Consider the following 26886-nt stretch of genomic DNA (forward strand, 5'->3'; position numbering starts at 1 on the left):
AGCCGCCCAAGTATCGACCACGCGGATCACGCGTGTGTTCATCGGGTACCGCGAGCGGTGTACTTCTCCAGCTTCGGCACATCCTTCCCGGTCACGATCGCGGGTCCGGTCAGGACGGGCCTGCCGCCTCCCAGAACGTTGGCGTTGGTCTTGTAGAGCCACAGCTCGTCGACGGCGAGGTAGCCCTGGAGGTAGGGCTGCTGGTCGACGGCGAAGCCGACCTCCTTGGCCTTGAGGCGCTTGACGACCTCGGCGTTCAGGTCGAAGGTGTCCACCTCCGCCGTGCTGTCCGCGTCCTCCTTGGCCTTGACCGCGAGGGCGGCGATCGGCGCGCCGAGCGTGACGACGGCGTCGATGCCCTTCGTGGCCTGGAGCTTCGCGCTGATGGAGGACTGGGCGCCGGGCGCGTTGGTGCCCTCGACGTTCAGGTTCTCCACCGTGCCGCCGAAGGTCTTCTTGACGCCGGCACAGCGCTGTTCGAGGGAGACGTTCCCCTGTTCGTGGATGACGCAGAGGGCTTTCTTTCTGCCGCGCGTGTCGAGTTCGTCGCCGACGGCCTCGCCCGCCACCGACTCGTCCTGGCCTATGTGGCCGAGCGCGCCGAACCTCGCGGAGAACTCGCCGCCCGAGTTGATCGTGACGACCGGGATCCCCGCCGCCTTCGCCTTGGCCAGCACCGACCGCATGGCCTCCGGCTTGGCCAGGGTCACGACGATCCCGTCGACCTTCTTGTCGACGAAGGACTGGACGAGCTCGGCCTGTTCCTTGGCCTCCTTGTCGTTGGCGTAGAGGAAGTCGACGTTGTCCTTGCGGGCCGCCTGCTTGGCACCGCCGCGCACGATGTCCCAGAAGGTGTCGCCCTCGCCGGAGTGCGTGATCATCGCGATCTTGAGGCGGGGCGTGCTCACGCCCTTGCCGCCCCCGCCGTCGCCGGAGGAGTCCTCGTCGTCCTTGCCGCCGGAGCCGCTGCAGCCGGCCGCGAGCGCGATCACCGCCACGCAGGCCGTGACGCCCCTCGCCGTGCGGGATGTGCGCATGGTGGACCACCCCTCTTCTCCCGGCCGCCTCGGTGCGGCTGGGGGAGTTCTAGCGGCGGGTGCGCGCGAGCGTCAATGGATTTGTCAGAACATTCTTACGAACGTACGAGAGCCCTGGGCCGCACGAGGAGCCTCGGGCCGCGCAGGGAGCGCTACGGCCGCACGAGGAGCTGGAACTCGAAGGAGTAGCGCGCGGCCCGGTAGACGTGCGAGCCGAACTCGACCGCCCGGCCCGTGTCGTCAAAGGTCGTGCGCCGCATCGTGAGCAGCGGGGCACCGGCCGGCTCGGCGAGCAGTTCGCCCTCCTGTGCGGTGGCGGCGCGGGCGCCGACGGACTGGCGCGCGCTGTGCAGGGTATGGCCCGCGGCGCGCATCAGGCGGTAGAGCCCGGTGGCCTCCAGGTGCGCGCTGTCGAGGTCGAGGAGGCCGGTCGGCAGGTGGTTGCACAGGTGCGCCATGGGCTCGCCGTGGGCGAGCCTGAGCCGCTCGACGCGGTGCACCTCGTCGCCCTCGCCGATCCCGAGGGCCGCGGCGACCTCGGCGGAGGCGGGCTCCAGGGTGTTGCGCAGGACCCGGGTCTCGGGGCGCTGGCCCGCCGCCTCCAGGTCGTCGTAGAGGCTGCTGAGCTCCAGGGGGCGCTTGACCTGGCTGTGCACGACCTGGGTGCCGATGCCCCTGCGCCGCACGAGCAGGCCCTTGTCGACGAGGGACTGGATGGCCTGGCGGACGGTGGGGCGGGACAGGCCGAGCCGGCCCGCGAGCTCGATCTCGTTGCCGAGGAGGCTGCCGGGGGTCAGGGCGCCGCGCTCGATCGCCGCTTCCAGCTGCTGGGCCAGCTGGAAGTAGAGCGGGACGGGGCTGCTGCGGTCGACGCCGAGCCGGAGGACCACGGTGGGGTCCTGGACCGACATGTCCCGGGCTGCTTTGGCGACTGGTTTGGGCACGGGGCGAGCGTAGTGCCAGGAGAAGATGACGGGAAGTTCTTAAGTTCTGTTGTCCGGACAAAGGATTGACAGGAGGGTCCGGCGTCGCGAGGGTGGAGCCATGCGCATCGGACTGATCGGAACGGGCCGCATCGGCACATTTCACTCTGCGGTCCTCGGCCGCATGCCCGAGGTGACGTCCCTGGTCATCGCCGACGCGGACGCCGCGCGGGCGGCCGGCCTCGCGGCGCGCACCGGGGCGACGGCGGCCTCGGTGGACGAGCTGTTCGCCGCGGGACCGGACGCCGTGGTGATCACCGCGGCGACCTCGGCGCACGCCGAGCTCATCGGCCGGGCGGCCCGGGCCGGGCTCCCGGTGTTCTGCGAGAAGCCCATCGCCCTCGACCTGCCCGGCACGCTGGCCGCCCTCGACGACGTCGAGGGCGCGGGGACGGTGCTGCAGCTCGGCTTCCAGCGGCGCTTCGACGCGGGGTACGCGGCGGCGCGCGAGGCGGTGCGCTCCGGCCGGCTCGGGCGGCTGCACACCGTGCGGGCCATCACCTCGGACCCGGCCCCGCCCCCGGCCGCGTACCTGCCGCTCTCCGGCGGCCTCTACCGCGACTGCCTGGTCCACGACTTCGACGTCCTGCGGTGGGTGACGGGGCGCGAGGTCGTCGAGGTGTACGCGACCGGCTCGGACGCGGGGCCCGCGATGTTCCGCGAGGCGGGCGACGTGGACACGGCCGCCGCGGTCCTCACCCTCGACGACGGCACGCTCGCCACGGCGACGGCGACCCGCTGCAACGGCGCGGGTTACGACGTCCGCATGGAACTGGCCGGGGAGCGCGATCAGTTGGCGGTCGGCGCGGACGAGCGCACTCCCCTCACCTCGGTGGAGCCCGCGGGCCCGCCCGCCCCGCTCAAGCCCTGGACCGGTTTCCTGGAGCGCTTCGCTCCCGCGTACGAGGCGGAGCTCGCCGCCTTCGTCGAGGTCGTGCGGGGTGAGCGGGCGAACCCCTGCGACGGCCGGGAGGCGCTGCACGCGCTGCGGATCGCGGAGGCGTGCGAACGCTCACGGCGGGAGCGGCGGCCGGTGCGGCTGACGGAGGTCGACGAGGGCTGAACCCGGATCCCGCCCGCATCCCACCCCGCCTCGCCCCTCCCCCGTGCCGCTCCCCTCAGCCCGTGGCGAGCACCGTGCCCTGCGCGATGGCGCACAGCGTCTCCATGCCCTCGCCGCCCACGCTGAGCACCTCGCAGCGCACCGTCGCCTGACGGCGGCCCGAGTGGACGACGACGGCGCGGGCCACGAGCCGGACGCCGGTCGCGGGACGTACGTACTGGATGGAGAAGCCCGAGGTCAGCACGGCGGGGCCCAGGGTGGTGCCGGCGGCGAAGGTGATGCTGTTGTCGGCCGCGTAGGCGAGCACGCCGCCGTGCACGAACCCGTTCTGCTGCTGGAGTTCCGCACGGACGGCGATCTCCAGCGTCGCCGCGCCCTCACCGAACCACGTGATGCGGGCCCCGACGAGACGGCTGAACGGCTGGGCGTCCAGGACCTTCTGGGCCATGCCGTGGTCGATGGGATCGGGTGCCGGCGGATCGGACGGCGACGGGGCCGACTGCTGCTGCACGGGCTGCGGCTGTACGGACTGAGGCGGCACCGGCGGGAGTTGGCCGGTCGGAGGGTGGTCGGTCGGCTGCGCGGATCCGGGGAGCCCGGCGGCGGGCTCGGTCGGCTGCGCGGGCGAGGGCTCGGTCATGACCGACTACTACCACCGGACGGGAAGCTGCCGCATCCCCCTGATCAGGGTCCCCGGCAGCCACTCCCCCGGCGGCCCGTCCGGCGCGAGGTCGGGGCAGCGCTCCAGGAGCGAGCCGAGCGCCACCCGCGCCTCCACCCGGGCCAGCGGCGCGCCCAGGCAGTGGTGCAGGCCGTGCCCGAAGGCGACGTGGCCCTGCGGGGCGCGGCGGATGTCGAAGCGGTCGGGCTCGGGGAAGCGGGCGGGGTCCCGGTCGGCCGCGGCAAGGCCGATGCGGACGACGGCGCCGGTGGGGATGACGAGACCGCCCAGCTCGGTGGGCTCGGTGGCGAAGCGGTACGTGGCGCTCTCCACCGGCCCCTCGAAGCGCAGCGCCTCCTCGATCGCTCCGTCCAGGAGGGACATGTCGGCGCGCAGCTCGGCCAGTTGGCCGGGGTGGGTGAAGAGGGCGTGCACGGCGTTGGCGATCAGGTTGACCGTCGTCTCGTGTCCGGCGATCAGCAGCACGAAGGCCATGGCGCGCAGCTCGGCGGGCGAGAGCCGGTCGCCGTCCTCGTCGCCCGTGGTGCGGATCAGCGCGCTCAGCAGGTCGTCGCCGGGCGCCGATGCGCGCTTGTCCTCGACCAACTCGGTCAGGTAGACGGCCAGTTCCTCGAAGGCGGCGCGCTCGGCCTCCTGGTTCGGTGATGCCACGACGCCGTTCGACATCCGGCGGAAGGCGGAGCGGTCGATGTCGGGGACGCCGAGCAGCTCGCAGATGACGGTGATCGGCAGCGGGAAGGCCAGCGCTTCGAGCAGGTCGCCCCGGCGCGTGCGGGCCGTGTCTCCCTGCTGGAGCATCGTGTCGAGCAGGTCGTCGGTGATGCGCTGGATGCGGGGCCGCAGGGCCTCGACCCGACGGCCGGTGAACTCCCGGGTGACGAGCTTGCGCAGCCGCGTGTGGTGGGGCGGATCGGCTATCAGCAGGTGCGTGCCGATCAGCGCCTCCTCGTGGAAGGCGAAGCCCGCGGCCGCCGCCGACTTGGCGAAACGGGGATCGACGAGCGCGGACCTGCACTCCTCGTACCCCACGACCAGATAGGTGTCGCCGATGTCCTCCGGCGGCGGCAGACGGACGCGGTGGACGGGCCCGAGGGCGCGGAGGTCCGCGTAGACGGAGTGCGGGTCGTCCCTGAACCGCGTGCCGTACGTCTCCAGGTCGATGCTCTCCGCCATGAGGGCTCCTCCGATGCTCACGTGACCAACGTGCCGGTCGGGGCGATCAGTTCCCCTCGGCCATTCTGGCGCGTGAGTCCGTCGCGCCGCCCTCTTCCAGGCGTCAGCCGTTCTCGTCCAGGAGCCCCGCGTCGTGCGCCAGGAGGGCGATCTGCACCCGGTTGTTGAGGTCCAGCTTCGTCAGGACCCGGGAGACGTGCGCCTTGACCGTGGCGACGCTCAGGAACAGTTCGGAGGCGATGTCCGCGTTGGATCCGCCGCGGCCGACCGCGACGGCCACCTCCCGCTCCCGCTCCCCCAGCGTCGCGAGCCGGTCCAGCGCTCGGCGCCTGCGGTCCAGTTGGGGGTCGACGCCGGTCACCTGCGTGATCAGCTGCTGGGTCACCGTCGGCGAGAGCACCGGCTCGCCCGCGGCCACGGCACGCACCGCCGCGACGATCTCGCCCGGCGCGGTGTCCTTGAGGACGAACCCGGCCGCGCCCGCGCGCAGGGCGCGCAGGACCTGCTCGTCGGCGTGGAAGGTGGTGAGGACGATGACCTCGGGGGCGTCGGGCCGCCTGCGCAGGGCCTCCGTGGCGGCGAGACCGTCCATCGTGGGCATCCGGATGTCCATCAGGACGACGTCGGGCCGGAGTTCGCCGACCAGCGGGGCGACCTGTGTGCCGTCGCCCGCCTCGCCCACGATCTCGATGTCGTCCGCACCGCCGAGCATGAACGAGAGCCCGGCGCGCACCAGTGGATCGTCGTCGACGAGCAGCAGCTTGATCGGTTTCATGACGCCCACGGTAGCCACGCCTCCAGGTGGAAGCCCCCGCCGGGCCCAGGGCCGTGGCCGATCCTGCCGCCGGCGAGCGTGGCCCGCTCGGCGAGCCCGATCAGGCCCTGGCCCGAGCCGGGCACATCGGGCACGTCGCCGGGTGGTGCGGGGTTCTGGACGGACAGGGTCAGGCCCTCGCCCGGCGCGCCCGTGACGAGCACCGTCACCTCGGCGCCGGGAGCGTGTTTGCGGGCATTGGTCAGGCCTTCCTGGGCGATGCGGTAGGCGGTGCGGCCGAGGGCGGCGGGCACGGCCTCGGGGTCGGCGACGCGGTTGTCGAGGACGACCTTCATGCCCGCGTCGCGGGACTCGGCGGCCAGCGTGTCCAGGGCCGTGAGAGTGGGCTGGGGACGGCCGGAGGCGTCCGTCTCGCCGCCGCGCAGGACGCCGATCACCTGGCGGAGGTCCTGGAGGGCCTCGTGGGAGCTCTCCCGGATCACACCGGCCGCCCGGGCGATGGCCTCGCGGGGTGCGTCCGGGCGGAACTCCAGGGCTCCCGCGTGGACGCTGAGCAGGGTGAGGCGGTGCGCGAGCACGTCGTGCATCTCGCGGGCGATGTCCTCGCGGGCGAGCCGCTGGGCCTGCTGGGCACGGAGGGCCGCCTCGTTCTCGGCGCGGAGGGCACGGTCGCGCAGGCTGAGCAGCAGTTCGCGGCGGGAGCGCACGAACATGCCCCAGCCGACGATCGCCGCGGTCATCACCACGCCGAAGGCGATGGCCAGTCCGTAGGACATGGACGGGTCGGGGCGCAGCCAGTACGTGAGGGGGACGGCCGCGATCGAGGCCCCGCCGATCCAGGCGACGTACCGGAAGGGCCGGTGCACGGCGAGGGTGAAGAGGGCCACCGCCGCCGCGCCGCCCGCCGTGTCGGAGGCCACGGACACCGGCACCATCACGAGGGCGAGGCCGACGGGCCAGCGCCTGCGCAGCCAGACCGCGCCGCAGGCGAGCGCCCCGAGCACCTGGTCGAACTCGGCGTACCCCTGGGAGAGGTGCGGGTTGGAAGTCACCGCGTCGGCGCCGATCATCCCGATGAGGACGGCGGCCCCGAAGCAGCTGAAGTCGGTGAGCCAGTCACGTACGGTCCGCCGGGGCCTGCGCCCGGCACGGCTCGGGTCGAACTCCCGCGCGAGCGCGGAGGGCAGCGTCCAGGGGCTCTTGGCCAGGGGGTCACCGACGGGTTCGGTCACCGGGTGGGGGTGCGGGCGGGGGCCGGTGACGGCGCGGGGCTCGGCGGCCGGGCGAGGCTCGGTCACCGCCTGAGGCTCGACCTCAGAGCCGGGCTCCGCCTCCGGACCGGGCTGCGCCTCAGGACCGGGATCCGACTCAGGACCGGGCTGCACCTCAGGACCGGGATCCGCCTCAGGACCGGGCTCGCCCACCCGGTCGGGCCGGGATCGCCGCGTGGGATCAGTGCCGCTCATGGTCGACAAATCTACGCACCCGGGTCGGCCGTGGACGCGTCGCACGCGTGATCGTCGACCAAAGTCACGCAGGTCGCCGACTTTCGGACTGTCCCCCGGCAGGATCCTCGCCCCGCGGCGGATGCCCGCGGAGAAGGCGCGGGTCGAGGATCTCCGGCATGAAGCAGCTACTGGAGTTTCTCGGCGTGTTCCTGTTGTTCCAGGGCGCGGTCGGCCTGGTCCACCGGCTCACCGGTGAGCTGCGCGGCTGGGGCCTGGTGCAGCGCCTGGCCTTCCTCGACGGGTACGAGACCTACGCGAGCGTGGCGATGCTCGTGCTGGCGGTCGCCCTGTTCGCCGCCGCGCGGAGCCGGCAGCGACAGGGCTGACCTGTGCGTGGAGGGCTCAGCAGCCGTGGTCGACCAGGTCGAACGAGGCGTAGTGGTCGGCGGTGTAGTAGTCCTCCTGGGCCTTGTCACCGGTGACGATGCGGCGGGCGCCGCGGTCGTCCGAGCCCGGCGTGATGACCGTGTACTCGTGGTAGTAGCCGGAGCCCTGCTGGGGCAGCTCACCCTCACGGTTCTGGAAGACGGTGCCGTCCTGCGGGAACGGGTAGGGGCCGCCCTTGTCGATCAGGTCGAGCGTGTCGTGCGCCTCGGCCGGCAGCGCGGAGAGGCAGATGTCGCCGACCGCGGCGACGGAGTGCGCGACGGAGGCGGAGTGCACGACGGGGGCGGCGGGCGCGGCGCTCGCGGTGGCCGCGACGGGGCCGCCGACCAGGAGGGCGGCGGCGAGGGCGGTGATGCTCACGATTCGTGGGGGGATTCGCATGGCACCAGTGTGACGCGCGTAGAGGTTGGCGTGTCAACGTCAAGTTCGTGAAGTTTTCCGGGAGTTAACCAGCCGCCGCCGTCCGGCCACCCGGTGGACGGCCCGTCACCGCCCCGCCCCGCTCCGCCGCACTCCGCCGCACTCCGCCCCTCAAGCGGCTGTCCGACGCCCCCACTCGGCCCCCACCAGGACCAGCACGCCACCCACCAGCCCCGGCACACCCAGCCGTTCGCCGCCGCTCGCGATGCCGACGGCCGCCGCCCACAGCGGTTCCGTGCCCAGCAGGAGACTCACCCGGCAGGGTGAGGACCTTCGTACTGCCCGCATCTGTACGAAGAAGGCGAACAGCGTGCAGCAGACCGAAAGGAAGAGCAGTCCCGCCCACTCCCGCGCCCCGAAGCCCGCGGCGACGGACCACGGCGCCTTCCCCATGCCGGCCGCGGCGAGCAGCGCGAAGACCGCGACCGCGGAGCCCAGTTGGACTGTGGTGAGGGAGAGCGAGTCGGCGCCCCGCACGGCCTTCATGCGGGACATCGTCAGGACGTGGGCGGTGCGGGCCGGCGCCGCGAGGAGGATCAGGAGATCCCCGAGGGAGGGCCGGGTGAACCCGCCGCCCCGGGTCAGCAGGACCACGCCGAGCACGGCGGGCCCGGCCGCCGCGAGGAACGCGCGCGGCGGTCCGGTCCGCCCCAGCGCGGCCTCCGCGAGCGGCGTGAAGATCATGGTGAGGCTGATGATGAGCCCCGCGTCGGTCGCCGAGGTGTGGACGACCCCGTACGTCTCCAGGAGGAAGATCGCGGCGAGGATCAGCCCGAGGATCCCGGCGCCGCGCCGCTGCGCCCCGGTCGGCGCGCGCAGCGGACGCAGGCCCGCCGCGACGAGCGCGGGCAGGACCACTCCGAAGCAGAGCACGGGCACGGCGACGACCGTGTGGGTCGTGATGATCCCCTTCGCGGCGAGATAGCCGGCGCCCCAGACCGCGGCGACGAGCAGCACGGGCAGATCGGTGAGCCAGGCGCGGCGCGGGGCGGGTGGGGCGGGGCGGCAAGCGTCGTCACGGGGCGCGGTCTCCCACGGTCGGGACGAGGTGGAGGCTTCGGCGGCTCGCACGCGGAGCGCACACCGTATCCGGCGAAGATCGCGCCGGGAATGCCTGCCGCCGTCCCGTTCGCGGGCCGACCGTCCTCCCTGGTCAGGTGGGTGCGTTGGACTATCCGCCGAGGGGGCCCGACGCCGTTGGTCGGGACAGCGCATTGCGTACGCGGGCGCGACCGGTCTGGACTGGCCGGACCCACCGCCCCCGAGCACCCCCGCTCAAAACCGCACCCCAAAACCTCACCCCCAAAACCGCGTCCTCCTCAAAGCCGCGTCCGCAGAACCCCGCCTTCTCAAGGAAGTGAATGACCGCCATGCCCGACGGCCGCACGCCCTGGCCCGAGACGTTCGCCGACCGCTACTGGGCGGCCGGGCACTGGCGGGGCATCACGCTGGACGACCTGCTGCGCGACTGGGCCCTGCGGCACGGGCCGCGGACCGCGCTCGTGCACGGCGGGGCGCGCCTCACGTACGCGGCCCTGAACCGCCGTGTGGACCGCATGGCAGCCGGATTCCGGCTGCGCGGACTGCGGCCCGGCGGGCGGGTCGTCGTCCAACTCCCGAACGTCCCCGAGTTCGTCGTCACCGTGTTCGCCCTGATGCGCGCCGGCGCGGTTCCCGTGTTCTGCCCTGTCGCGCACCGCACGCCCGAGGTGTCCGGGCTCGTGCGGATCTCCCAGGCCGTCGGCTACGTCGGCCCCTCGACGCACGAGGGCTTCGATCACACGGCGATGGCCGCGGACATCGCGGCCCGCGCGCCGTTCCTGCGGCGGGTGTTCACCTTCGAACCGCCGGGCACCTCGTCCCCGTACGGCGGCCTCACGGCCGACTCGGCGGGCTGCCACTACTTCCCGCTGGGCTCGATCGACGCCCCGCCGGAGCGTGCGCTCGCGCAGAGCGCCGACCGGGTGGCGTTCTTCCTGCTCGCCGGCGACGACAGCACGGAGTCCTTGCTGGTGCCCCGCACCCACAACGACTACGCCTATCAGGTTCGGGCCGCCGCCGAGTTGCTGTCGCTCACCGAGGACGACGTGTATCTCGCCGCGCAGCCCGTCGAGTCCAACTTCGCCTTCGGCTGTCCGGGCATCGTCGGCACCCTCTCCGTCGGCGGCACGGTCGTCCTCGCCACGGACTCCGGTCCCGCTGGGACCGCTGAGGCCGCCGCGTGCCTCACGGCCGTCGAACGGGAGCGGGTCACCCTCACGTCACTGGCGCCCGACGCCGCACGGCGCTGGCTCGACGCGCTCGCCACGGTCCGGTGCGATCTGACCAGTCTGCGTCTGGTGCAGATCGGCGGCGCTCCGTCGGAGCGGGCGGTCGCCGAGCGCCTGGGCGCCGAACTGGGCTGCCGCCTGCAACACGTCCACGGCACGACCGAGGGCGCGCTCACTCTCACCCGGCCCGCCGATCCGGTCGAGACCGTGCTGAGCGCGCAGGGCCGCCCCCTCTCGCCCGACGACGAGATCCGCGTCGTCGACGCCGACGGCAAGGACGTGCCGGACGGCGAGCCCGGCGAACTCCTCGCCCGCGGCCCGTACATCCCGCGCGGCTACTACCGGGCACCCGAGCGCACCGCGCGCGCCTACACCCCCGACGGCTACTTGCGCACCGGCACCCTCGCGCGGCGCACCCCCGACGGCGACGTCGTGGTGACCGGCCGCGTCGACGAGGACGCCCCGCCCGGCGCGTAGCCCCACCGGGCCGACGGGGGCTCGCGGGTGACGCCGACCGCCGAGTGTGGCGTGTCACCGTCGGGGACGGCGTGTCCCACCACGGCGAGCCGGTGCACCAGCAGTTCCACCCGCGCCTCCGCGTCCGCCCGCGGCAGCCGTCCCGACCGGGTCAGGGTCGCCACGCCGGACAGGGACGCCCGGAACACCGCGGTGAGAAGCCCCGGTTCGACGCCGTCCGTGACCCGCAGGCCTCGGCGCGGTTCCTGGCCGGCTTCCCCGGCCCGACGCCGGCGCTGATCGCTCACGGGCCTGCTGCCCCTCCGCGAGACCGGCACGGCCCACGAGATCCCCGTCCCGGTGCCGTCCGCCGTGCGGCCCGCCTGGCAACGGCACACCCCTGAGCCGTCAGTGGCCACCGGAGATACGTGTCCGATCGCCGCCAGCCCGCCCCCTTCCGAGCGCGTTCCATTGAACCCGCAAGTACTTCTCGCCCACTGCGGCGGATACCGACAGATATCGCTTGAAGTCATTCGGAAGAGGTTCGGACATGTCTTCTCTCACCGGCAAGACGGCACTGGTCACCGGCGGCAGCCGTGGCATCGGCGCGGCGATCGCGCTGCGCCTGGCCACGGAGGGCGCCGACGTGGCGATCACCTACGTGCGGAACGAGGACACGGCACGTGAGGTCGTCGCGAAGATCGAGTCGATGGGGCGCCGCGGCTTCGCCATCCGGGCGGACGCGGCCGACGCCGGAGACGCGGCGGGTGCCGTGGCGCGCGTGGCCGACGACCTGAGCGGCCTGGACATCCTGGTCAACAACGCGGGCATCGGCGTACTCGGCCCCATCGGCGGCCTGACGCTCGCCGACGTCGACCGGGTGCTCGCCGTCAACGTGCGCTCGGTCTACCTCGCCTCGCAGGCGGCCGCCGGGCTGCTGCGCGACGGCGGCCGGATCGTCTCCATCGGCACGGCCCTGACCCGGTACGCGGGCGGTCCCGGCGGCACCCTGTACGCGCTGAGCAAGTCGGCGCTCACGGGGATGACCAAGGCCCTCGCGCACGAGCTCGGCGGGCGCCGCATCACCGTCAACCTGGTCCACCCGGGCCCGGTCGACACGGATCTGAACCCGGCGGACGGCCCGTTCGCGGAGCCGCAGCGGAGCAACACCGCGCTGGGCAGGTTCGGTTCGGCCCACGAGGTGGCGTCGCTGGTCAACTACCTGGCCGGCGAGGACGCCGCATACCTCACCGGCGCCGAACTCACCGTGGACGGCGGCCACTCGGCGTAGCGCGGCGCGGGATTGGGTGCGGGGCGCACCGGGGCTGTCCACCCGGTGCGCCCCACGTTCTGCGGGGGCGGATCAGCCGCCCAGCTCCTGGTGGCGGGCCGCCAGCTTGGCCGCGCCGTCCTCGGTCAGCGAACCGAACAGGCGCAGCCGGGAGATGCCGCCGTCCGGGAAGATGTCGACGCGCACGTGCGTGCCGACGACCGGCGCGTCGAGGACGAAGCGGTGGTTGGTGTCGGGCTGCAGCCGGGTGCGCGGCAGCGCCTGGACCCACTCGCCGCTCTCGCCGTCACGGACGGAGAGGGACGCCCAGCCCGCCGAGTTGCCCTTGAGGTAGGCGGTGTCGATCTCGACGACGCGGACCTCGGCCTGCTGGACGAGCCGGTAGCGGATCCAGTCGTTGCCGTTGTCGCGGCGGCGGCGGGTCTCCCAGCCGTCGTCCATCTTGCGGGAGCGGCCCGGCTGGATGGTGTTGGTGGCCGGGGAGTAGAAGCGGTCGGAGGCGTCCTCGACCTGGCCGCCGTTCTCCAGGGCGACGACGTCGAACGCGCCGAGCGCCTCGAGCCACTTGGGGTCGGCGACGACCTCGCCGTACACGCGCAGGCGGGCGATGCCGCCGTCCGGGTGCTGGTTGACGCGCAGGTGCGTGAAGCGCTGCTCGACGTCGACGGCGAAGCCGTTGGCCGCGTGGCCGCCGACCGCCGTGCGCGGTACGAGGGTCGTCCACTTCACGTCGTCCGCGAGGAGCTCCTCGGGGGTCGGGGCGCCGTCGACGCTCGTGCCCTCCACGGAGATCGCCTGCGGGTAGTTGCCGCGGAAGTGGGCGGTGTCGATGACGATGCCACGCACGACGCCCGGGGCGCCGAGCCGGACGAGCGCCCAGTCGTGGTCGTCCTCGGTCGGCCACGGGTGCTCGCCGGACACGCCGCGCCGACGGCGGGTCTCCCAGCCGTCCATGACCTTGCCCTTGTGCCCGAAGTGCTCGGGGTCGAAGACGGCGTCGTGCGGCAGGAGGAGGTTCTCACGCATCGCGAAGAACTCGTCGTTGGCGGCGATGACACCAGCGCCGAGCTGCCGGTCGGCGAGGTTGGCGTACTGGGTGAAGGGGAAGTCGGCCGTGCGGTAGTCGGCAAAGGGCTCGCCGCCGCCGTAGGGGCTGGCGTCGCCGGTGAAGGAAGGTATCGCCGTCACTGTTTCAGTTGTTCCTTTCCAGAAGTCGGCCTGCGGGTTCACTGAACTCGCCGCCGTGCAGGATGCGTTCGCCGCGCAGCCAGGTGGACTTCACGACGCCGCTGAGGGTCTTGCCCGCGTACGCCGTGACTCGGTTCCGGTGCTGCAGCTCCGCGGGGTCCACGGTGAAGGTCTCGTCGGGCGCGAGGACCGCGAAGTCGGCGTCGCGGCCTGCCTCGATGGCGCCCTTGTGGTCGAGTCCGACCAGTTCGGAGGTGCGCGTCGACATCCAGCGCACCACGTCGTCGAGGCTGTGGCCGCGCTTGCGGGCCTCGGTCCAGATGGCGGGGAGGCTGAGCTGGAGCCCGGAGATGCCGCCCCACGCGGTCGCGAAGTCGTCGGTCTTGAGGTCTGCGGTGGACGGCGAGTGGTCCGTCACCACGCAGTCGATGGTGCCGTCGGCGAGCGCGTCCCAGAGGAGGTCCTGGTTGGCGGCCTCGCGGATGGGCGGGCAGCACTTGAACTCGCTGGCGCCGTCGGGGACTTCCTCGGCGGTCAGGGTCAGGTAGTGCGGGCACGTCTCGACGGTCAGCTCGACGCCTTCGCGCTTCGCGGCGGCGACGAGGGGCAGGGCGTCGGAGGAGGAGAGGTGCAGGACGTGCACGCGCGCGCCGATCCGCTTGGCGACGGCGATGAGCCCCTCGATCGCCGTGTCCTCCGAGACGCGGGGCCTGGTCTCCAGGTAGTCCGCGTACTTGGGGCCGCTGTGGTGCGGGGCGGCGTCCAGCTCGTGCGGGTCCTCGGCGTGCACGATCAGCAGCCCGCCGAACCCGGCGATCTCGGCCATGGAGGCGGTCAGCTGGTCCTGGTTCAGCTCGGGGAACTCCTCGACGCCCGAGGGCGAGAGGAAGCACTTGAAGCCGTAGACACCGGCGTCGTGCAGCGGCTTGAGGTCGGCCACGTTGTCGGGCAGGGCGCCGCCCCAGAAGCCGACGTCGATGTGCGCCTTGCTGCGAGCGACGTCCTGCTTGACCCGCAGGTTGTCCGCCGTGGTGGTGGGCGGCAGGGAGTTGAGCGGCATGTCGATCAGGGTGGTGATGCCACCGGCGGCCGCGGCGCGGGTGGCGGTCCAGAAGCCCTCCCACTCCGTACGGCCCGGGTCGTTCACGTGGACGTGCGTGTCGACCAGGCCGGGCAGCAGGGCGTCGTCGCCGAAGTCCTCGAGGCGCGCGCCCTCGGGCACGTCGGCGTCGTACGCGCCGACGGCCACGATCGTCCCGCCGGCGACGGCGACCGAAGCGGGCCGAGTCCCCTGCGGGGTGACGACACGGGTCGAGCGGAGCACCAGTTCCACTTCCGCACCGACCGTCGCGTCCACGTCCACGTCCTTTTCGGACACCCGCGTCCCCTCTCTGCTCTCTTCTGTTCCGCTACACAGACCTTTTGCTTCCGCTTAACGGAATTCAACGTTCTGTTGAAGGAGTTTTCACGCTTGCATCCAGGACGTCAAGGGTGGGCTTCGGCACCTCGCCGCGATCGGCCCGGATTCCGCCTCGCACTGGACGTTTCCACAACGTGGAATTAGAATTCCGCTGACCAGAACGTAGCTATGCACAACGAGAGCGTCGAGGGATCCCCGGACAACCCCGCGAAGAAACGGACAAAGGACCCCTGACCGGTGACGACGGGCTGACGAGCAAGAGTCCTCGCGAAGAACCGACCGGTAGGCTGCTTCCTTGCCCGCCAGCACCGAAAGGAACGCGCCGTGCCGACGTCAAGCGCCAGCGACGCCCCTGCTGAACTCGCCGCCTCCAAGACCCCCGCCAGCGGTGGTGTCCAGTCCCTCGAGCGCGCCTTCGATCTGCTCGAGCGGATGGCGGACGCGGGGGGCGAGGTCGGTCTCAGCGAACTCTCCGCCAGCAGCGGCCTGCCGCTGCCCACGATCCACCGCCTCATGCGCACGCTGGTCGCCTGCGGATACGTACGCCAGCAGACCAACCGCCGCTACTCGCTGGGCCCGCGCCTGATCCGCCTCGGCGAGTCCGCGTCGCGCCTGCTCGGCACCTGGGCCCGGCCCTACCTCGCCCGCCTCGTCGAGGAGACCGGCGAGACGGCGAACATGGCGCTGCTCGACGGCGACGAGATCGTGTACGTCGCGCAGGTGCCGTCCAAGCACTCCATGCGGATGTTCACCGAGGTCGGCCGACGGGTCCTGCCGCACTCCACCGGCGTCGGCAAGGCGCTGCTCGCCAACACCTCGCCGGAGGAGGTCAGGGCGCTGCTCGCCCGGACCGGGATGCCGGCCGCCACGGAGAAGACGATCACCACCCCCGAGGGCTTCCTCGACGCGCTCGAAGAGGTGCGCCGCACGGGGTACGCGGTGGACGACAACGAGCAGGAGATCGGCGTCCGGTGCCTCGCCGTGCCGGTCCCCGACTCCCCCACGGCCGCCGCGATCTCCATCTCCGGGCCCGCGGGCCGCGTGACGGAGGCGGCCACGGAGAAGATCGTGCCGGTGCTGCAGGAGGTGGCGGTGGAACTCTCCGCCGCGCTCGTCTCCGCGGGGCCCGGCGCCGGCGCCTGAGCCAGGGAGCTCCTGGACGGGAGACCTGGGGCGGGACGACGGGCGGAGGACCTCAGGTCAGCCGCCCGTCCGCCATCTCGACGACCCGGTCGGCGACACCGAGCCTCGCCCGGTCGTGCGTGACGAGGACCGTCGCGGTCCCCCGCTCCCGGGTGAGCCGCGCGAGCAGGTCGAGGACCGCCGCGCCCCGTTCGTGGTCCAGCGCGCTGGTCGGCTCGTCGACCAGCAACACCGCCGGGCCGTTCATCAACGCCCGTGCGATGCCCACCCGTTGACGCTGTCCGCCCGACAACTGGTGCGGCCGCCTGCCCGCCTCCCGCGCGAGCCCCACCGCGTCCAGCAGCTCCCGTGCCCGCTCCCGCACCTGCCGGGTCTGCGCGCCCCTGCGCCTGCGCCCGTCCACGTGCGCCATCAGCTCCAGTTGCTCCACCGCCGTCAGCGAGGGCAGCAGACTGGGCTGCTGGAAGACGATGCCCAGACGCCGTCGCCGCAGCTGTGCCTGTTCGGCGCGGCTCAGTGCGGCCGTCTCCACGCCGTCGAGGACGACCCGCCCCTCGTCGGGGGTGACCAGTGTCGCCGCGACGGCCAGCAGGCTCGACTTGCCGGACCCCGAGGGCCCGACCACCGCCGTCATGGTCCCCGCGGGCACGTCCAGGTCCACCGAGTCGAGCGCGGTCAGCCGCCCCGCGCCGTCGGCGTACGTCAGCGTGACGTCTTCCAGCGACAACGACCGGCTCATCGAGCACTCCCCAGGGCTACCAACGGATCGACGGCGGTGATCCGCCGTACGGACAGACCGGCTCCGAGCGCCCCGAGGGCGATCATCACGGCGGCGGGCCAGAGCGCGGTGGAGGGTTCGAGGACGAACGGGACGTCACCGCCGCCGACGGCCGCGCCCACCGCGGCGGCGATGCCGGTGCCCAGCGCCGTACCCACGACGAGCACCGCCACGGCCTGCCCCAGCGCGTCCCGCAGCAGATAGGGCGTGGACGTCCCGAGGGCCTTGAGCACGGCCACGTCGGCGCCCCGCTGGATCGTCCAGACCGTGAAGAACGCCCCTGTGACCAGCGCGGAGATGACGAACAGGAACCCCCGCATCAACTGCAGCGAGCCGTTCTCCGCCTGGTAGGAGCCGATGGCGGACAGCGCGTCGTCGAGCGACTTCGTCTCCGTGCCCGCGGCCCTGTCCCCGGCCGCCAGATCGGCCCCGCCCTCGGTGCGCAGCGCCACCACCGTGGCCTGCTCGTCCGTCGACGTGCCGCGGTGGCCGAGCGCCTGCCAGTCGTCGAGGGAGACCCACACCACGGGTGTGTGGCTGTACGAGGCGTCCGACGCGATGCGGGCGACCCGCTCCTCGACCGGCCGGGAGCCGAGCCGGACCGTGTCGCCCACGCCCACGTCGAGGTCGGCGGCGGCCTGCGCCGAGAGCACGGCACGGCCCGCCGCGACGCCGTCCGGGGCGATCCCGGAGTCCGGCTCGACGCCGAAGGCCGAGACTGCGCCGGACCGTTCGCCCGCGGTGGCGTCCAGGGTGCTGATGCCGACGGGCTGTGCGGAGACGACCCCGGGGCGCCGTGCCCACCGCTCCCAGGACCGCTCGCGCACCTGCGAGTCGGTGAAGGACACGGACCGGCCGTCGGGCGGCGCGGCGAAGGCGAGGTGGTCGGCGGGCAGGCCGGTGATCGCCGAGGTGTTCTCCCTGGCGAGTCCCGCGGTCAGCCCGGACAGCAGGCCGACGAGCAGGGTGATCAGTACGACGACGGTTCCCATCAGGGCGAACCGCCCCTTGGCGAACCGCAGGTCTCTCCATGCGACGAACATGCCCCCACCCTGCGGCCGTGCCCGCCCCCGGGGCATCGCGCCGCGGCACGCTTCCGCCGCATCGAAGGGCGGGGCGGCCGGTCAACCTTTCGGTTGACGAGCCGGGGGCGCCGCACCCGTACCGTGGAAAGGACGCACGCTCCCCCACCCTCGCCCGGCCCCTTCCCACCTCCCCGGACCCGCCACACGCCATGCCCGTCCCCAGCCCCCGCACCCGCACCCGCCCTGGCCCTCGCCCCGAAACCGGCGCCGGCCCGGACGCCCGCGCCCGCGTCCGCCCCCGCGTCCGCCCCCGCACTCCCGTCACCCTCGCCCTCCGCCTCTGCCTGCACGCCCTCCTCGCGGGCCTGCTGGCACTCGCCGCGGTGAAGGCGCTGACGGGCGCGGGCGGGGACACGGCGCACCGGGCCGGGGTCGTCGCGGCGGCGCTGGTGATGGGCGCGGTGTACGCAGCGGGCACGGTCAGCCCGGCCGTCGCCCGTTCACGGCGGGCGGCCGCCTGGTGGCTGGCGGCGCTGGGCGCGAGCTGGCTGGTGCTGCTCGTGCTCTCCCCCGACGGTCTGTGGGCGGCCTTTCCCTTGTACTTCCTGCAGCTGCACCTGCTGCCGACGCGCTGGGCGCTGCCCGTGGTCCTCGCCACGGCGGCGGCCGCCATCGCGAGCTTCCTGGTGCACAGCGCGCACATCACGCCGGGCAGCTTCATCGGACCGCTGCTCGGCGCCGCCGTCGCCGTCGCCACCGTGCGGGGCTACGAGGCCCTGTACCGCGAGAGCGAGCACCGTCGTGAACTCATCGACGAGCTCATGACCACGCGCGCCGAACTCGCCGCCGCCGAGCGCACCGCGGGCACCCTCGCCGAGCGCGAGCGGCTGGCGCGGGAAATCCACGACACGCTGGCGCAGGGCCTGTCCTCGATCCAGCTGCTGCTGCGGGCGGCCCAGCGCGCGCTGCCGCCGGGCTCGCCCGCCGCACCCCACGTCGAGCAGGCGCGGGCGGCCGCGCAGGACAACCTCGCGGAGGCGCGCCGTTTCGTCCGCGCGCTCGCCCCGCCGGGTCTCGCGCACGGGTCGCTCGCCGGGGCCCTGGAGCGGCTGTGCGCGGCGAGCCCGGCGCCGCGCGTCCACTTCTCGCTCAGCGGTACGCCGACGGAACTGCCCACCCCGTACGAGGTGGCACTGCTCCGCGTCGCGCAGTCCGCCCTCGCCAACACCGTGCGGCACGCGGGGGCCGACCGCGCCGAGATCACGCTGACCTTCATGGACGCCTCCGTCACGCTCGACGTGGTGGACGACGGCCGCGGCTTCGACCCCGCCGGGGAGTCTCCCGGCGAGGCGCGCCACAGCGACCGGAACGGCGACAGGAACGGCGACGGTGACGGGGGCTTCGGGCTCGTGGCGATGCGGTCGCGGGCGCGGTCGCTCGGCGGGACGTTCACCGTCGAGTCGGCGCCCGGTCAGGGCACCGCGGTGGCGATCTCGCTGCCGCTGCCCGCACACGCGAAGGAGACCGCCGCATGACGGACGCCCGGGAAGGCAGCAGGACGGACGCCGTGGAAACCGGCACCGGTACCAGGACGGGGGCCCGCCCCACCGTCCGGCTCCTGCTCGCCGACGACCACCCGGTCGTCCGCGCCGGACTGCGCGCGGTCCTCGACGCGGAGCCCGACTTCGAGATCGTCGCGGAGGCGGCGACGGCGGAGGCCGCGGTGGAGCGGGCAGCCGCGCACGGCACCGCGGGCGCGGAAGGCGTCGACGTGGTCCTGATGGACCTGCAGTTCGGCGGGGGGATGCACGGCGCGGCCGCGACGGCGGCGATCACCGCGCGGCCGGGGGCGCCGCGGGTCCTGGTGCTCACCACGTACGACACGGACGCGGACATCCTCGCGGCGGTGGAGGCGGGCGCGGCCGGCTACCTCCTCAAGGACGCGCCGCCCGAGGAACTGGCGGCTGCGGTCCGCACGGCGGCGTCGGGGCGTTCGGCGCTGGCGCCCGCGATCGCGCACCGCCTGATGGACCGGATGCGGGCGCCCGCGCAGGCGCTGAGCCGCCGCGAGCTGGAGGTGCTGCGGCTGGTCAAGGACGGTCTGTCGAACCAGCGGATCAGCAAGGAGCTCTTCCTGAGCCAGGCCACGGTCAAGTCCCACCTGGTGCACATCTACGCCAAGCTGGGCGTGGACTCCCGCACCGCGGCGGTCGCCGCGGCGACGGCGCAGGGCCTGATCCGCAGCCAGGGCTGACGGCGCACGGACCCGCACGGCCCCCGTCACACACCGCGGCCCCCGTCACGCACGACCGTCGGGCCCATGGGCCGCAGAACCGTTTCTTCCGCTCAGCGGCCGCCCGGGTCCCCGAACATCTCCACCGCGATCCGCACTCCCGCCAGGCCGGCGGCCAGCGCGCTGACCGAGCCGATCGCGCCTGCCACCAGGAGCAGGGACCTGCGCATCCTGGGGATCTCGGGGGCGCCGCCGTACGCCATCTCCGCGAGTGCGGCCAGCTCGTCCTCGGCGATGCCGCGGTCGGCGAACTCGGCCGGATGCGCGGCGAGCTCACGCCGCAGCCGGGCGACCGCCGCGTGCAGTTCCGCCACCCGTGGGTCCTCGTCGCTCCCGTTCACCCGCTCCTGCTCCACGCTCCGCAACTCAGCTCTCCCCCTCGCACGCCGTCGTGCGACTGCTCTCCTTGCATGTTCCACGGTCCACTGGTGCTGGTCGGGCACCCGGGGACCGCGGGCCAGTAAACCGTTCCCGATGCGGGATGCGCCACTTCGCGGACGCCTCCCGACGTGTATCCAGGAGTCATGACGACAGAACCGATGAACGAGCGGGCCGACGGAGCGGGCGAGGTCGTCGGGCTGCTGCTCGCCGCGGGGGGCGGGCGGCGGCTCGGCGGGCGGCCGAAGGCACTCCTGGAGCACCGGGGCCGACCGCTGGTGGAGCACGCGGTGGGCGTGCTGCGCGACGCCGGGTGCGCGCGGGTGCACGTGGTTCTCGGAGCCCGCGCCGACGTCGTACGGGCGCGGGCCTCGCTGCCCGGCTGCGTCCTGGTCGACAACCCGGACTGGGAGGAGGGCATGGGCTCGTCGCTGCGGGTCGGGCTCGCCTCCCTGCGCGCGAGCGGCGCGACGGCCGCGCTGGTCTCGCTCGTCGACCAGCCGGGAATCGGCGCGAGCGCCACGGCACGCGTGCGTGGCGCCTACCGCTCGCCCGCGACGCTCGCGGCGGCCGCGTACGACGGACGGCGGGGCCACCCCGTCCTCTTCGGCAGCGAGCACTGGGCCGGGATCGAGGCGAGTGCGGTCGGCGACCGGGGGGCACGCGACTACGTCCGGGAGCATGCGAGAGAGATCACACTCGTCGAGTGCGGGGACGTGGCGGAGGCGTACGACATCGACACGGAGGAGGACTTGGGGCGTCTGGCGCCGGGGCCCGGAACGAGGGCGTCCGGGGCGGCAGGGCGTACCGTCCACATGGAGTGACCGGCATGGCACTCAGCGACACGTTCTGTCGACGAGAAGAATCTCGACGTCAACAAACCATTGAACTTCCACTATGAGGAAACTAGTATCCACTGACCAGAAGGCCCGTTACCTCGGACGGGGCCCCGCAGCCGTACCTCGGCTCCTGTGGCACCCAGTGCCATCGTGTCTGCCCGGCGGCTCGCCCGGCACCGTCCGTGCAGCTCTCTGAAGGAAGTGACAAGCTCATGTCCGCACTAGCGCCGTCGCCGCTGGCCATCGTCGACGCAGAGCCCCTGCCCCGGCAGGAAGAGGTGCTCCCCGACGCGGCCCTGGCCTTTGTGGCCGAGCTGCACCGGCTGTTCACGCCGCGACGTGACGAGCTCCTCGCCCGGCGCGGCGAGCGCCGTGCCGAGATCGCCCGCACCTCCACGCTGGACTTCCTCCCGGAGACCGCCGCGATCCGCGAGGACGACTCCTGGAAGGTCGCGCCGGCCCCGGCCGCGCTGAACGACCGCCGCGTGGAGATCACGGGCCCGACCGACCGCAAGATGACCATCAACGCCCTCAACTCGGGCGCCAAGGTCTGGCTCGCCGACTTCGAGGACGCCTCCGCTCCCACCTGGGAGAACGTGGTCCTCGGCCAGCTCAACCTCTCCGACGCCTACGGGCGCCGCATCGACTTCACCGACGAGCGCAGCGGCAAGTCGTACGCCCTCAAGGGCGCCGACGAGCTCGCCACGGTCGTCATGCGGCCGCGCGGCTGGCACCTGGACGAGCGCCACCTCCAGGTCGACGGCACCCCGGTGCCCGGCGCGCTCGTCGACTTCGGCCTGTACTTCTTCCACAACGCCAAGCGCCTCATCGAGCTCGGCAAGGGCCCGTACTTCTACCTCCCGAAGACGGAGTCGTACCTGGAGGCGCGCCTCTGGAACGACATCTTCGTCTTCGCGCAGGACTACGTCGGCATCCCGCAGGGCACGGTCCGCGCGACCGTCCTGATCGAGACGATCACCGCCGCGTACCAGATGGAGGAGATCCTCTACGAGCTGCGCGACCACGCCTCCGGGCTGAACGCGGGCCGCTGGGACTACCTCTTCTCCATCGTCAAGAACTTCCGCGACGGCGGCTCGAAGTTCGTCCTGCCGGACCGCAACCTGGTGACGATGACCGCCCCCTTCATGCGGGCGTACACCGAACTCCTCGTCCGCACCTGCCACAAGCGCGGCGCGCACGCGATCGGCGGCATGGCCGCGTTCATCCCGTCCCGCAAGGACGCGGAGGTCAACAAGGTCGCGTTCGAGAAGGTCAAGAACGACAAGGACCGCGAGGCCGGCGACGGCTTCGACGGCTCGTGGGTGGCGCACCCGGACCTGGTCCCGATCGCCATGAAGTCCTTCGACGCGGTCCTGGGCGACAAGCCCCACCAGAAGGAGCGCCTGCGCGAGGACGTGAACGTCGCCGCGGGCGACCTCATCGCCATCGACTCGCTCGACGCGAAGCCCACCTACGACGGCCTGGTCAACGCCGTCCAGGTCGGCATCCGCTACATCGAGGCCTGGCTGCGCGGCCTCGGCGCCGTCGCCATCTTCAACCTCATGGAGGACGCGGCCACCGCCGAGATCTCGCGCTCGCAGATCTGGCAGTGGATCAACGCGGGCGTCGTCTTCGAGAACGGCCAGACCGCCACCGCCGACCTGGCCCGCGAGGTCGCGGCCCAGGAGCTCGACGCCATCCGCGCCGAGATCGGCGACGAGGCCTTCGCGGCCGGCACCTGGCAGCAGGCCCACGACCTGCTCCTCCAGGTCTCCCTGGACGCCGACTACGCGGACTTCCTCACCCTGCCCGCGTACGAGCAGCTGCGCTGACCTTCGCGCACACGTTCCCCGATCCGCCCCCGGCACCGCACAGCGCCGGGGGCGGATCGCGTGCGGCCACCGACCAATCCGGGACGCGGACGGCTCCGGATCAGAGGTGTACGTAGGCCCGCGCCCTGGAGGAACACCGCGTGAATGAAGTCGTCCCCATCGGATCCCGGTCCGCCCCGGGTCCCGATCTCCAAGAACTGGTCGCCCGGGTCGCCCGCGGTGACCAACAGGCCTTCTCCGGCGTGTACGACGCCGTCGCGGGCCCCGTCCTCGGCGTCGTGCGCAGCGTGCTGCGCGACCACGCCCAGTCGGAGGAGGTCGCCCAGGAAGTCCTGGTCGAGGTGTGGCGCACCGCGCCGCGCTACCGGCCGGACCGCGGGACGGCGATGAACTGGGTCCTCACCCTCGCGCACCACCGCGCGGTGGACCGCGTCCGCTCGGTGGAGGCGTCGGCGGCCCGCGAGTACAAGGCCGCCCTGCTCTCCCACACCCCCGACTTCGACGAGGTCAGCGAGCAGGTGGAGACGCGCCTGGAGCGTGAGCAGGTGCGCAGGTGCCTGCGCGCCCTGACCGAGGTGCAGCGCCAGTCCGTGACGCTCGCCTACTACCGCGGCCTGACCTACCGGCAGGTGGCCGAACTCCTCGCCCTGCCCTTGGGCACCGTCAAGACCCGCCTGCGCGACGGCCTCATCCGCCTGCGCGACTGCCTGGGGGTGAGCGCGTGAACAACGCCGCCGATCTGCACACCCTGACCGGTGCCTACGCCGCGTACGCCCTGGACGGGGACGAACGCGCGCAGTTCGAGGAGCACCTGGCGCTCTGCCCGTCGTGCGCCCAGGAGGTACGGGAGCTGACCGAGACCGTCGCGCGGCTCGCGGCGGCGACGGCACTCGCGCCCCGCCGTGCCCTGAAGGACGAGGTGCTCACACGCATCGCCACCGTCCGGCAGGACGTGCCGCGCGGCGAGCCGGAGCCCGGCCCGGGCGCGGCGCCGCGCAGGGCCCGCCGGTTCTCCCGCTGGGCACTGGCGGCCTGCCTCGCGGCGGCCACCGCCCTGGGCGGCACCACGGTCTGGCAGCACCAGCAGGCGCGGGACGCCCGCGAGGAGGCCCGGCAGGTCCAGGACCGGGCAAGGACCCGGTCGCAGGAGCTCGCGGCGGTCCTCGCCGCCCCGGACGCCAGGACCCGCACCGGTGAGCTCGCCGACGGCGCGAGCGGCACGGTCGTCGTGTCCAAGAGCCTCGACAAGGCCGTGTTCGTGGCGGGCGGCATGGCACATCCCCCGCAGGGCAAGGTCTACCAGCTCTGGTTCAACGAGGGCGGCGCGATGCGTTCCGCCGGTCTGATGGACCCCGCCAGCGCGACCGAGGCCGTCCTGATGCGGGGCAAGGTGGGCAAGGCCACGGGCATGGGCATCACGGTGGAACCGGCGGGCGGCTCGGCCGAACCGACCTCATCGCCGGTGGCGCTGATGAACTTCCCGGCCTGACGCGGGGGGGCACCGGCGCGAGAATCCGGCGATCCGGCGATCCGCGAAACCGGCAAAACGGGGCAAAGCAATCCGCTTCCCGTCCGGCTCCGGATTACGTGTGCGCCGGCCACCCGGCCGACGGCACCGCTCCCGGGCGTGCCCGGGACGACCCCTCCACCGAGGAGGAACCGATCATGAGCGTCCACCGCACCCGCCGCACCACCGTCTCGCTCCTGGCCGCGCTCGCGCTGCCCCTCTCGCTGGGCCTGCTCTCCCCCGCGGCCCACGCCGACGGCATGTCCGGGCCGTTCGGGCCCGCCTGCTCCTCGGTCCCCGAGGACGGCGCGGGCAGCTTCGACGGCATGGCGGACGACCCGGTCGCCACCGCCGCCTCAACCAACCCGGAACTGTCGACCCTGGTCACGGCCGTCAAGAAGGCCGGTCTCGTCGACACGCTCAACAACGCCAAGGACATCACGGTCTTCGCCCCGACGAACGCCGCCTTCGCGAAGATCCCCAAGGCCGACCTCGACAAGGTCCTCGCCAACAAGGACCAGCTCACCAAGGTCCTCACGTACCACGTGGTGGCCGAGAAGGTCGCCCCCGACAAGCTGGCCGACGGTACGTTCAAGACCATGGAGGGCGGCAGCCTCACCACCAACGGCTCGGGCGAGTCGTACAAGGTGAACGACACCGCGAACATCGTGTGCGGCAACGTCAAGACGTCCAACGCCACGGTGTACCTCATCGATTCGGTCCTCATGCCCAAGATGTGACCAATCCGCGCGGCCCACGGCCACGGATACCCCACGTGAAGACAGCGTGGAAAGTCCCCCGGCCGAACGGCAGTTGGCCGCGTACGGCAGCGGGCGCCCTGAGTGGCGCGCTGGCCGGGTTCGCCGCCCTCGCGGTGGCGGAACTGGTGTCCACGGCGGTGCGGCCCGAGGCGGGACCGGTCGTGGCGGTCGGGGGTGCGGCCATCGACCGCACCCCGGCGGCCGTCAAGGACTGGGCGATCCAGGAGTTCGGCACCGACGACAAGCTCGTCCTCCAGACGGGCATCCTCGCGGTGCTCGGACTCCTCGCCGTCGCCCTGGGCCTCCTCGCGGTGCGCCGGCGCAGGACCGGCTCGGCGGGCGTCCTGCTCTTCGGCGTGGTCGGCTCCGTCGCGGCCACGCATCGCCCCGACTCCACGGGCCTGGGCGACGCACTGCCCTCGCTGGCGGGCGCCGCCGCCGGAGCGGCACTGCTGTACGTGCTCGCGGGACGCCTCGCGCCGCGGTCCGCACCCGGTCCCGTGCCTGGGGCGGCGGGCGCCGGGGCCGGTCCGGGCACCGCGTGGGACCGGCGCGGTTTCCTCGTCGCCGCGACCGCTGCGGCGGCCGCCTCGGCGGCGGTCGGCGGCCTCGGCAGGTCGCTCAACGCCTCGCGCGGCAAGGACGCCATCGCCTCGCGGAAGGCGATCACGCTGCCCGCCGCGGCATCGCCCGCCGACGCCGTCCCGCGCGGCGCGCAGGTGCGGGTGCCGGGCGTGAGCTCCTTCGTCACGCCCGCCGACGACTTCTACCGCGTGGACACCGCGCTGGTGGTGCCGCGGGTGAACGCCGACACCTGGCGGTTGCGGATCCACGGCAAGGGCGTGGCGCGCGAGCGGACGGTGTCCTTCGCCGACCTGCTGGGGCGCGAGCTGATCGAGCGGGACATCACGTTGACCTGCGTGTCGAACGAGGTCGGCGGCCCCTACGTGGGCAACGCCCGCTGGATCGGCGTGCGGCTCGCGGATCTGCTCGCGGAGTGCGGCGTCGAGCCGCCGTCCCGGGGCGGCCCGGCGGACCAGCTGGTGGCCCGCTCCGTGGACGCCATGACCATCGGCAGCCCCGTCGAGGACGTCATGGACGGCCGCGACGCGATGCTCGCCCTCGGCATGAACGGCCGACCGCTCCCCTTCGAACACGGTTTCCCCGTCCGCATGCTGGTGCCGGGTCTCTACGGCTATGTGTCCGCCTGCAAGTGGATCAAGGACATCGAGCTGACGACGTTCGACGCGTACGACCCGTACTGGGTGAAGCGTGACTGGGCGCGTGAGGCGCCGGTCAAGACGCAGTCCCGCATCGACACCCCCAAGCCGTTCGCGCGGCCGAAGGCGGGCACCGTGATGGTCGCCGGGGTGGCCTGGGCGCAGCACCGCGGGATCGACAAGGTAGAGGTGCGGGTCGACGACGGCCCCTGGCAGGCGGCCGACCTGGCCGCCGAGGACACCCGCGACACCTGGCGCCAGTGGTCCTACCCGTGGCGGGCCACCAAGGGCGGCCACACCCTCACCGTCCGGGCGACCGACCGTACGGGCGCGATCCAGACCGCGCGGCGGACCCGCACGGTTCCCGACGGGGCGAGCGGCAGGCACTCGGTGGTGCTCACCGTCGACTGATCGACTGATCGCCGTCTGCTGATCGCCGGGCCCGCCGCCGTGCCCG

26 protein-coding genes and 1 pseudogene are annotated in these 26886 nt (G+C 73.1%); 13 read left to right on the forward strand and 14 right to left on the reverse strand.

Going from position 1 to position 26886, the window contains the following annotated elements:
* Positions 1-38: 38 nt before the first annotated feature.
* A complete protein-coding gene (locus ACZ592_RS15225) occupies positions 39-1037 on the reverse strand; it encodes a sugar ABC transporter substrate-binding protein (RefSeq protein ID WP_471582007.1) in 999 nt (332 codons plus the stop codon).
* Positions 1038-1189: 152 nt separating this feature from the next.
* Positions 1190-1948: a GntR family transcriptional regulator gene (locus ACZ592_RS15230; protein ID WP_471582450.1), complete on the reverse strand. Its 759-nt coding sequence runs from the start codon at positions 1946-1948 to the stop codon at positions 1190-1192.
* 133 nt (positions 1949-2081) lie between these two features.
* Here ACZ592_RS15230 and ACZ592_RS15235 point away from each other — a divergent pair, with 133 nt between their 5' ends.
* Positions 2082-3083, forward strand: coding sequence for a Gfo/Idh/MocA family protein (locus ACZ592_RS15235; protein ID WP_471582008.1), 1002 nt, complete (start codon positions 2082-2084; stop codon positions 3081-3083).
* Positions 3084-3138: 55 nt separating this feature from the next.
* Here the strand turns inward: ACZ592_RS15235 and ACZ592_RS15240 are convergent, their stop codons facing one another.
* From ACZ592_RS15240 to ACZ592_RS15255, 4 genes are all read right to left on the reverse strand, one after another.
* Complete coding sequence (locus ACZ592_RS15240) at positions 3139-3531, reverse strand: PaaI family thioesterase (protein ID WP_471582451.1); 393 nt, start codon at positions 3529-3531, stop codon at positions 3139-3141.
* 201 nt (positions 3532-3732) lie between these two features.
* On the reverse strand, positions 3733-4938 hold the full coding sequence (locus ACZ592_RS15245; protein WP_471582009.1) for a cytochrome P450 family protein: 1206 nt from the start codon (positions 4936-4938) through the stop codon (positions 3733-3735).
* Positions 4939-5041: 103 nt separating this feature from the next.
* Positions 5042-5713, reverse strand: coding sequence for a response regulator (locus ACZ592_RS15250; protein WP_471582010.1), 672 nt, complete (start codon positions 5711-5713; stop codon positions 5042-5044).
* A complete protein-coding gene (locus tag ACZ592_RS15255; protein WP_471582452.1) occupies positions 5710-6945 on the reverse strand; it encodes a sensor histidine kinase in 1236 nt (411 codons plus the stop codon). Before ACZ592_RS15255 ends, ACZ592_RS15250 begins: the two co-directional genes overlap by 4 nt.
* 392 nt (positions 6946-7337) lie before the next feature.
* Here ACZ592_RS15255 and ACZ592_RS15260 point away from each other — a divergent pair, with 392 nt between their 5' ends.
* Positions 7338-7547 (forward strand): hypothetical protein, encoded by a 210-nt coding sequence (locus ACZ592_RS15260; RefSeq protein ID WP_471582011.1) that lies wholly within the window; start codon positions 7338-7340, stop codon positions 7545-7547.
* 16 nt (positions 7548-7563) lie between these two features.
* Here ACZ592_RS15260 and ACZ592_RS15265 read toward each other — a convergent pair whose 3' ends face one another.
* Together ACZ592_RS15265 and ACZ592_RS15270 are read right to left on the reverse strand one after the other, a co-directional pair.
* Positions 7564-7989 carry a ribonuclease gene (locus tag ACZ592_RS15265; protein WP_471582012.1) on the reverse strand — a complete coding sequence of 142 codons (426 nt, stop codon included), beginning with the start codon at positions 7987-7989 and terminating at the stop codon, positions 7564-7566.
* A 150-nt stretch (positions 7990-8139) separates the two neighbouring features.
* Entirely contained in the window at positions 8140-8991 is an 852-nt protein-coding gene (locus ACZ592_RS15270; protein ID WP_471582453.1) for a DMT family transporter, read from the reverse strand.
* A gap of 398 nt (positions 8992-9389) precedes the next feature.
* Between ACZ592_RS15270 and ACZ592_RS15275 the strand changes: the two genes are divergently transcribed.
* Complete coding sequence (locus ACZ592_RS15275; RefSeq protein WP_471582013.1) at positions 9390-10775, forward strand: AMP-binding protein; 1386 nt, start codon at positions 9390-9392, stop codon at positions 10773-10775.
* Between the two features lie 77 nt (positions 10776-10852).
* Here ACZ592_RS15275 and ACZ592_RS15280 read toward each other — a convergent pair.
* Positions 10853-10993, reverse strand: a pseudogene (locus ACZ592_RS15280) (TetR family transcriptional regulator); the annotation flags it as partial.
* 311 nt (positions 10994-11304) lie between these two features.
* Between ACZ592_RS15280 and ACZ592_RS15285 the strand changes: the two are divergent.
* Positions 11305-12045, forward strand: a complete 741-nt coding sequence (locus ACZ592_RS15285; RefSeq protein WP_471582014.1) for an SDR family NAD(P)-dependent oxidoreductase — start codon at positions 11305-11307, stop codon at positions 12043-12045.
* Positions 12046-12117: 72 nt separating this feature from the next.
* Here ACZ592_RS15285 and alc read toward each other — a convergent pair whose 3' ends face one another.
* Positions 12118-13233, reverse strand: coding sequence for an allantoicase (alc, locus tag ACZ592_RS15290; protein WP_471582015.1), 1116 nt, complete (start codon positions 13231-13233; stop codon positions 12118-12120).
* 4 nt (positions 13234-13237) lie between these two features.
* Positions 13238-14611 carry an allantoinase AllB gene (gene allB / locus ACZ592_RS15295; protein WP_471582016.1) on the reverse strand — a complete coding sequence of 458 codons (1374 nt, stop codon included), beginning with the start codon at positions 14609-14611 and terminating at the stop codon, positions 13238-13240.
* 366 nt (positions 14612-14977) lie between these two features.
* Between allB and ACZ592_RS15300 the strand changes: the two genes are divergently transcribed.
* On the forward strand, positions 14978-15796 hold the full coding sequence (locus tag ACZ592_RS15300; RefSeq protein ID WP_471582017.1) for an IclR family transcriptional regulator: 819 nt from the start codon (positions 14978-14980) through the stop codon (positions 15794-15796).
* A 52-nt stretch (positions 15797-15848) separates the two neighbouring features.
* On the opposite strand, the gene ACZ592_RS15305 is transcribed toward ACZ592_RS15300, so the two are convergent.
* Together ACZ592_RS15305 and ACZ592_RS15310 are read right to left on the reverse strand one after the other, a co-directional pair.
* Positions 15849-16535: an ABC transporter ATP-binding protein gene (locus ACZ592_RS15305; protein ID WP_471582018.1), complete on the reverse strand. Its 687-nt coding sequence runs from the start codon at positions 16533-16535 to the stop codon at positions 15849-15851.
* A complete protein-coding gene (locus ACZ592_RS15310) occupies positions 16532-17617 on the reverse strand; it encodes an ABC transporter permease (RefSeq protein WP_471582019.1) in 1086 nt (361 codons plus the stop codon). The genes ACZ592_RS15305 and ACZ592_RS15310 overlap by 4 nt, the downstream gene beginning before the upstream one ends.
* Before the next feature lie 191 nt (positions 17618-17808).
* On the opposite strand from ACZ592_RS15310, the gene ACZ592_RS15315 reads away from it, so the two are divergent.
* On the forward strand, positions 17809-19134 hold the full coding sequence (locus ACZ592_RS15315; protein WP_471582020.1) for a sensor histidine kinase: 1326 nt from the start codon (positions 17809-17811) through the stop codon (positions 19132-19134).
* A complete protein-coding gene (locus tag ACZ592_RS15320) occupies positions 19131-19853 on the forward strand; it encodes a response regulator (RefSeq protein ID WP_471582021.1) in 723 nt (240 codons plus the stop codon). Before ACZ592_RS15315 ends, ACZ592_RS15320 begins: the two co-directional genes overlap by 4 nt.
* A gap of 92 nt (positions 19854-19945) precedes the next feature.
* On the opposite strand, the gene ACZ592_RS15325 is transcribed toward ACZ592_RS15320, so the two are convergent.
* Positions 19946-20257: a DUF5955 family protein gene (locus ACZ592_RS15325; RefSeq protein WP_471582022.1), complete on the reverse strand. Its 312-nt coding sequence runs from the start codon at positions 20255-20257 to the stop codon at positions 19946-19948.
* Between the two features lie 159 nt (positions 20258-20416).
* On the opposite strand from ACZ592_RS15325, the gene ACZ592_RS15330 reads away from it, so the two are divergent.
* The 6 genes from ACZ592_RS15330 to ACZ592_RS15355 all read left to right on the forward strand — a co-directional run bounded on the left by ACZ592_RS15330 (position 20417) and on the right by ACZ592_RS15355 (position 26840).
* The gene (locus ACZ592_RS15330; protein WP_471582023.1) at positions 20417-21094 is read left to right on the forward strand and encodes a nucleotidyltransferase family protein; all 678 of its coding nucleotides are present in this window, start codon (positions 20417-20419) and stop codon (positions 21092-21094) included.
* 227 nt (positions 21095-21321) lie between these two features.
* Positions 21322-22941, forward strand: coding sequence for a malate synthase A (gene aceB, locus ACZ592_RS15335; RefSeq protein ID WP_471582024.1), 1620 nt, complete (start codon positions 21322-21324; stop codon positions 22939-22941).
* Between the two features lie 140 nt (positions 22942-23081).
* Positions 23082-23666, forward strand: coding sequence for a sigma-70 family RNA polymerase sigma factor (locus ACZ592_RS15340; RefSeq protein ID WP_471582025.1), 585 nt, complete (start codon positions 23082-23084; stop codon positions 23664-23666).
* The gene (locus ACZ592_RS15345; RefSeq protein WP_471582026.1) at positions 23663-24430 is read left to right on the forward strand and encodes an anti-sigma factor; all 768 of its coding nucleotides are present in this window, start codon (positions 23663-23665) and stop codon (positions 24428-24430) included. The genes ACZ592_RS15340 and ACZ592_RS15345 overlap by 4 nt, the downstream gene beginning before the upstream one ends.
* A gap of 176 nt (positions 24431-24606) precedes the next feature.
* Positions 24607-25188: a fasciclin domain-containing protein gene (locus tag ACZ592_RS15350; protein ID WP_471582027.1), complete on the forward strand. Its 582-nt coding sequence runs from the start codon at positions 24607-24609 to the stop codon at positions 25186-25188.
* Between the two features lie 35 nt (positions 25189-25223).
* Positions 25224-26840, forward strand: a complete 1617-nt coding sequence (locus ACZ592_RS15355; protein WP_471582028.1) for a molybdopterin-dependent oxidoreductase — start codon at positions 25224-25226, stop codon at positions 26838-26840.
* The last annotated feature ends 46 nt before the right edge of the window (positions 26841-26886 follow it).

The sequence above is a fragment of the Streptomyces sp. NPDC040622 genome, assembly GCF_055593965.1.

What these genes read in the sequence shown, in the direction of transcription:
- ACZ592_RS15275 (WP_471582013.1), top strand. Translation starts at nt 9,390, where the DNA reads ATGACCGCCATGCCCGACGGCCGCACGCCCTGGCCCGAGACGTTCGCC.
- ACZ592_RS15330 (WP_471582023.1), top strand. Translation starts at nt 20,417, where the DNA reads ATGACGACAGAACCGATGAACGAGCGGGCCGACGGAGCGGGCGAGGTC.
- ACZ592_RS15305 (WP_471582018.1), bottom strand. Translation starts at nt 16,535, where the DNA reads ATGAGCCGGTCGTTGTCGCTGGAAGACGTCACGCTGACGTACGCCGAC.
- ACZ592_RS15265 (WP_471582012.1), bottom strand. Translation starts at nt 7,989, where the DNA reads ATGCGAATCCCCCCACGAATCGTGAGCATCACCGCCCTCGCCGCCGCC.
- ACZ592_RS15320 (WP_471582021.1), top strand. Translation starts at nt 19,131, where the DNA reads ATGACGGACGCCCGGGAAGGCAGCAGGACGGACGCCGTGGAAACCGGC.
- ACZ592_RS15310 (WP_471582019.1), bottom strand. Translation starts at nt 17,617, where the DNA reads ATGTTCGTCGCATGGAGAGACCTGCGGTTCGCCAAGGGGCGGTTCGCC.
- ACZ592_RS15245 (WP_471582009.1), bottom strand. Translation starts at nt 4,938, where the DNA reads ATGGCGGAGAGCATCGACCTGGAGACGTACGGCACGCGGTTCAGGGAC.
- ACZ592_RS15235 (WP_471582008.1), top strand. Translation starts at nt 2,082, where the DNA reads ATGCGCATCGGACTGATCGGAACGGGCCGCATCGGCACATTTCACTCT.
- aceB (WP_471582024.1), top strand. Translation starts at nt 21,322, where the DNA reads ATGTCCGCACTAGCGCCGTCGCCGCTGGCCATCGTCGACGCAGAGCCC.
- ACZ592_RS15250 (WP_471582010.1), bottom strand. Translation starts at nt 5,713, where the DNA reads ATGAAACCGATCAAGCTGCTGCTCGTCGACGACGATCCACTGGTGCGC.
- ACZ592_RS15230 (WP_471582450.1), bottom strand. Translation starts at nt 1,948, where the DNA reads ATGTCGGTCCAGGACCCCACCGTGGTCCTCCGGCTCGGCGTCGACCGC.
- ACZ592_RS15225 (WP_471582007.1), bottom strand. Translation starts at nt 1,037, where the DNA reads ATGCGCACATCCCGCACGGCGAGGGGCGTCACGGCCTGCGTGGCGGTG.
- ACZ592_RS15260 (WP_471582011.1), top strand. Translation starts at nt 7,338, where the DNA reads ATGAAGCAGCTACTGGAGTTTCTCGGCGTGTTCCTGTTGTTCCAGGGC.
- ACZ592_RS15240 (WP_471582451.1), bottom strand. Translation starts at nt 3,531, where the DNA reads ATGGCCCAGAAGGTCCTGGACGCCCAGCCGTTCAGCCGTCTCGTCGGG.
- ACZ592_RS15315 (WP_471582020.1), top strand. Translation starts at nt 17,809, where the DNA reads ATGCCCGTCCCCAGCCCCCGCACCCGCACCCGCCCTGGCCCTCGCCCC.
- ACZ592_RS15285 (WP_471582014.1), top strand. Translation starts at nt 11,305, where the DNA reads ATGTCTTCTCTCACCGGCAAGACGGCACTGGTCACCGGCGGCAGCCGT.
- ACZ592_RS15350 (WP_471582027.1), top strand. Translation starts at nt 24,607, where the DNA reads ATGAGCGTCCACCGCACCCGCCGCACCACCGTCTCGCTCCTGGCCGCG.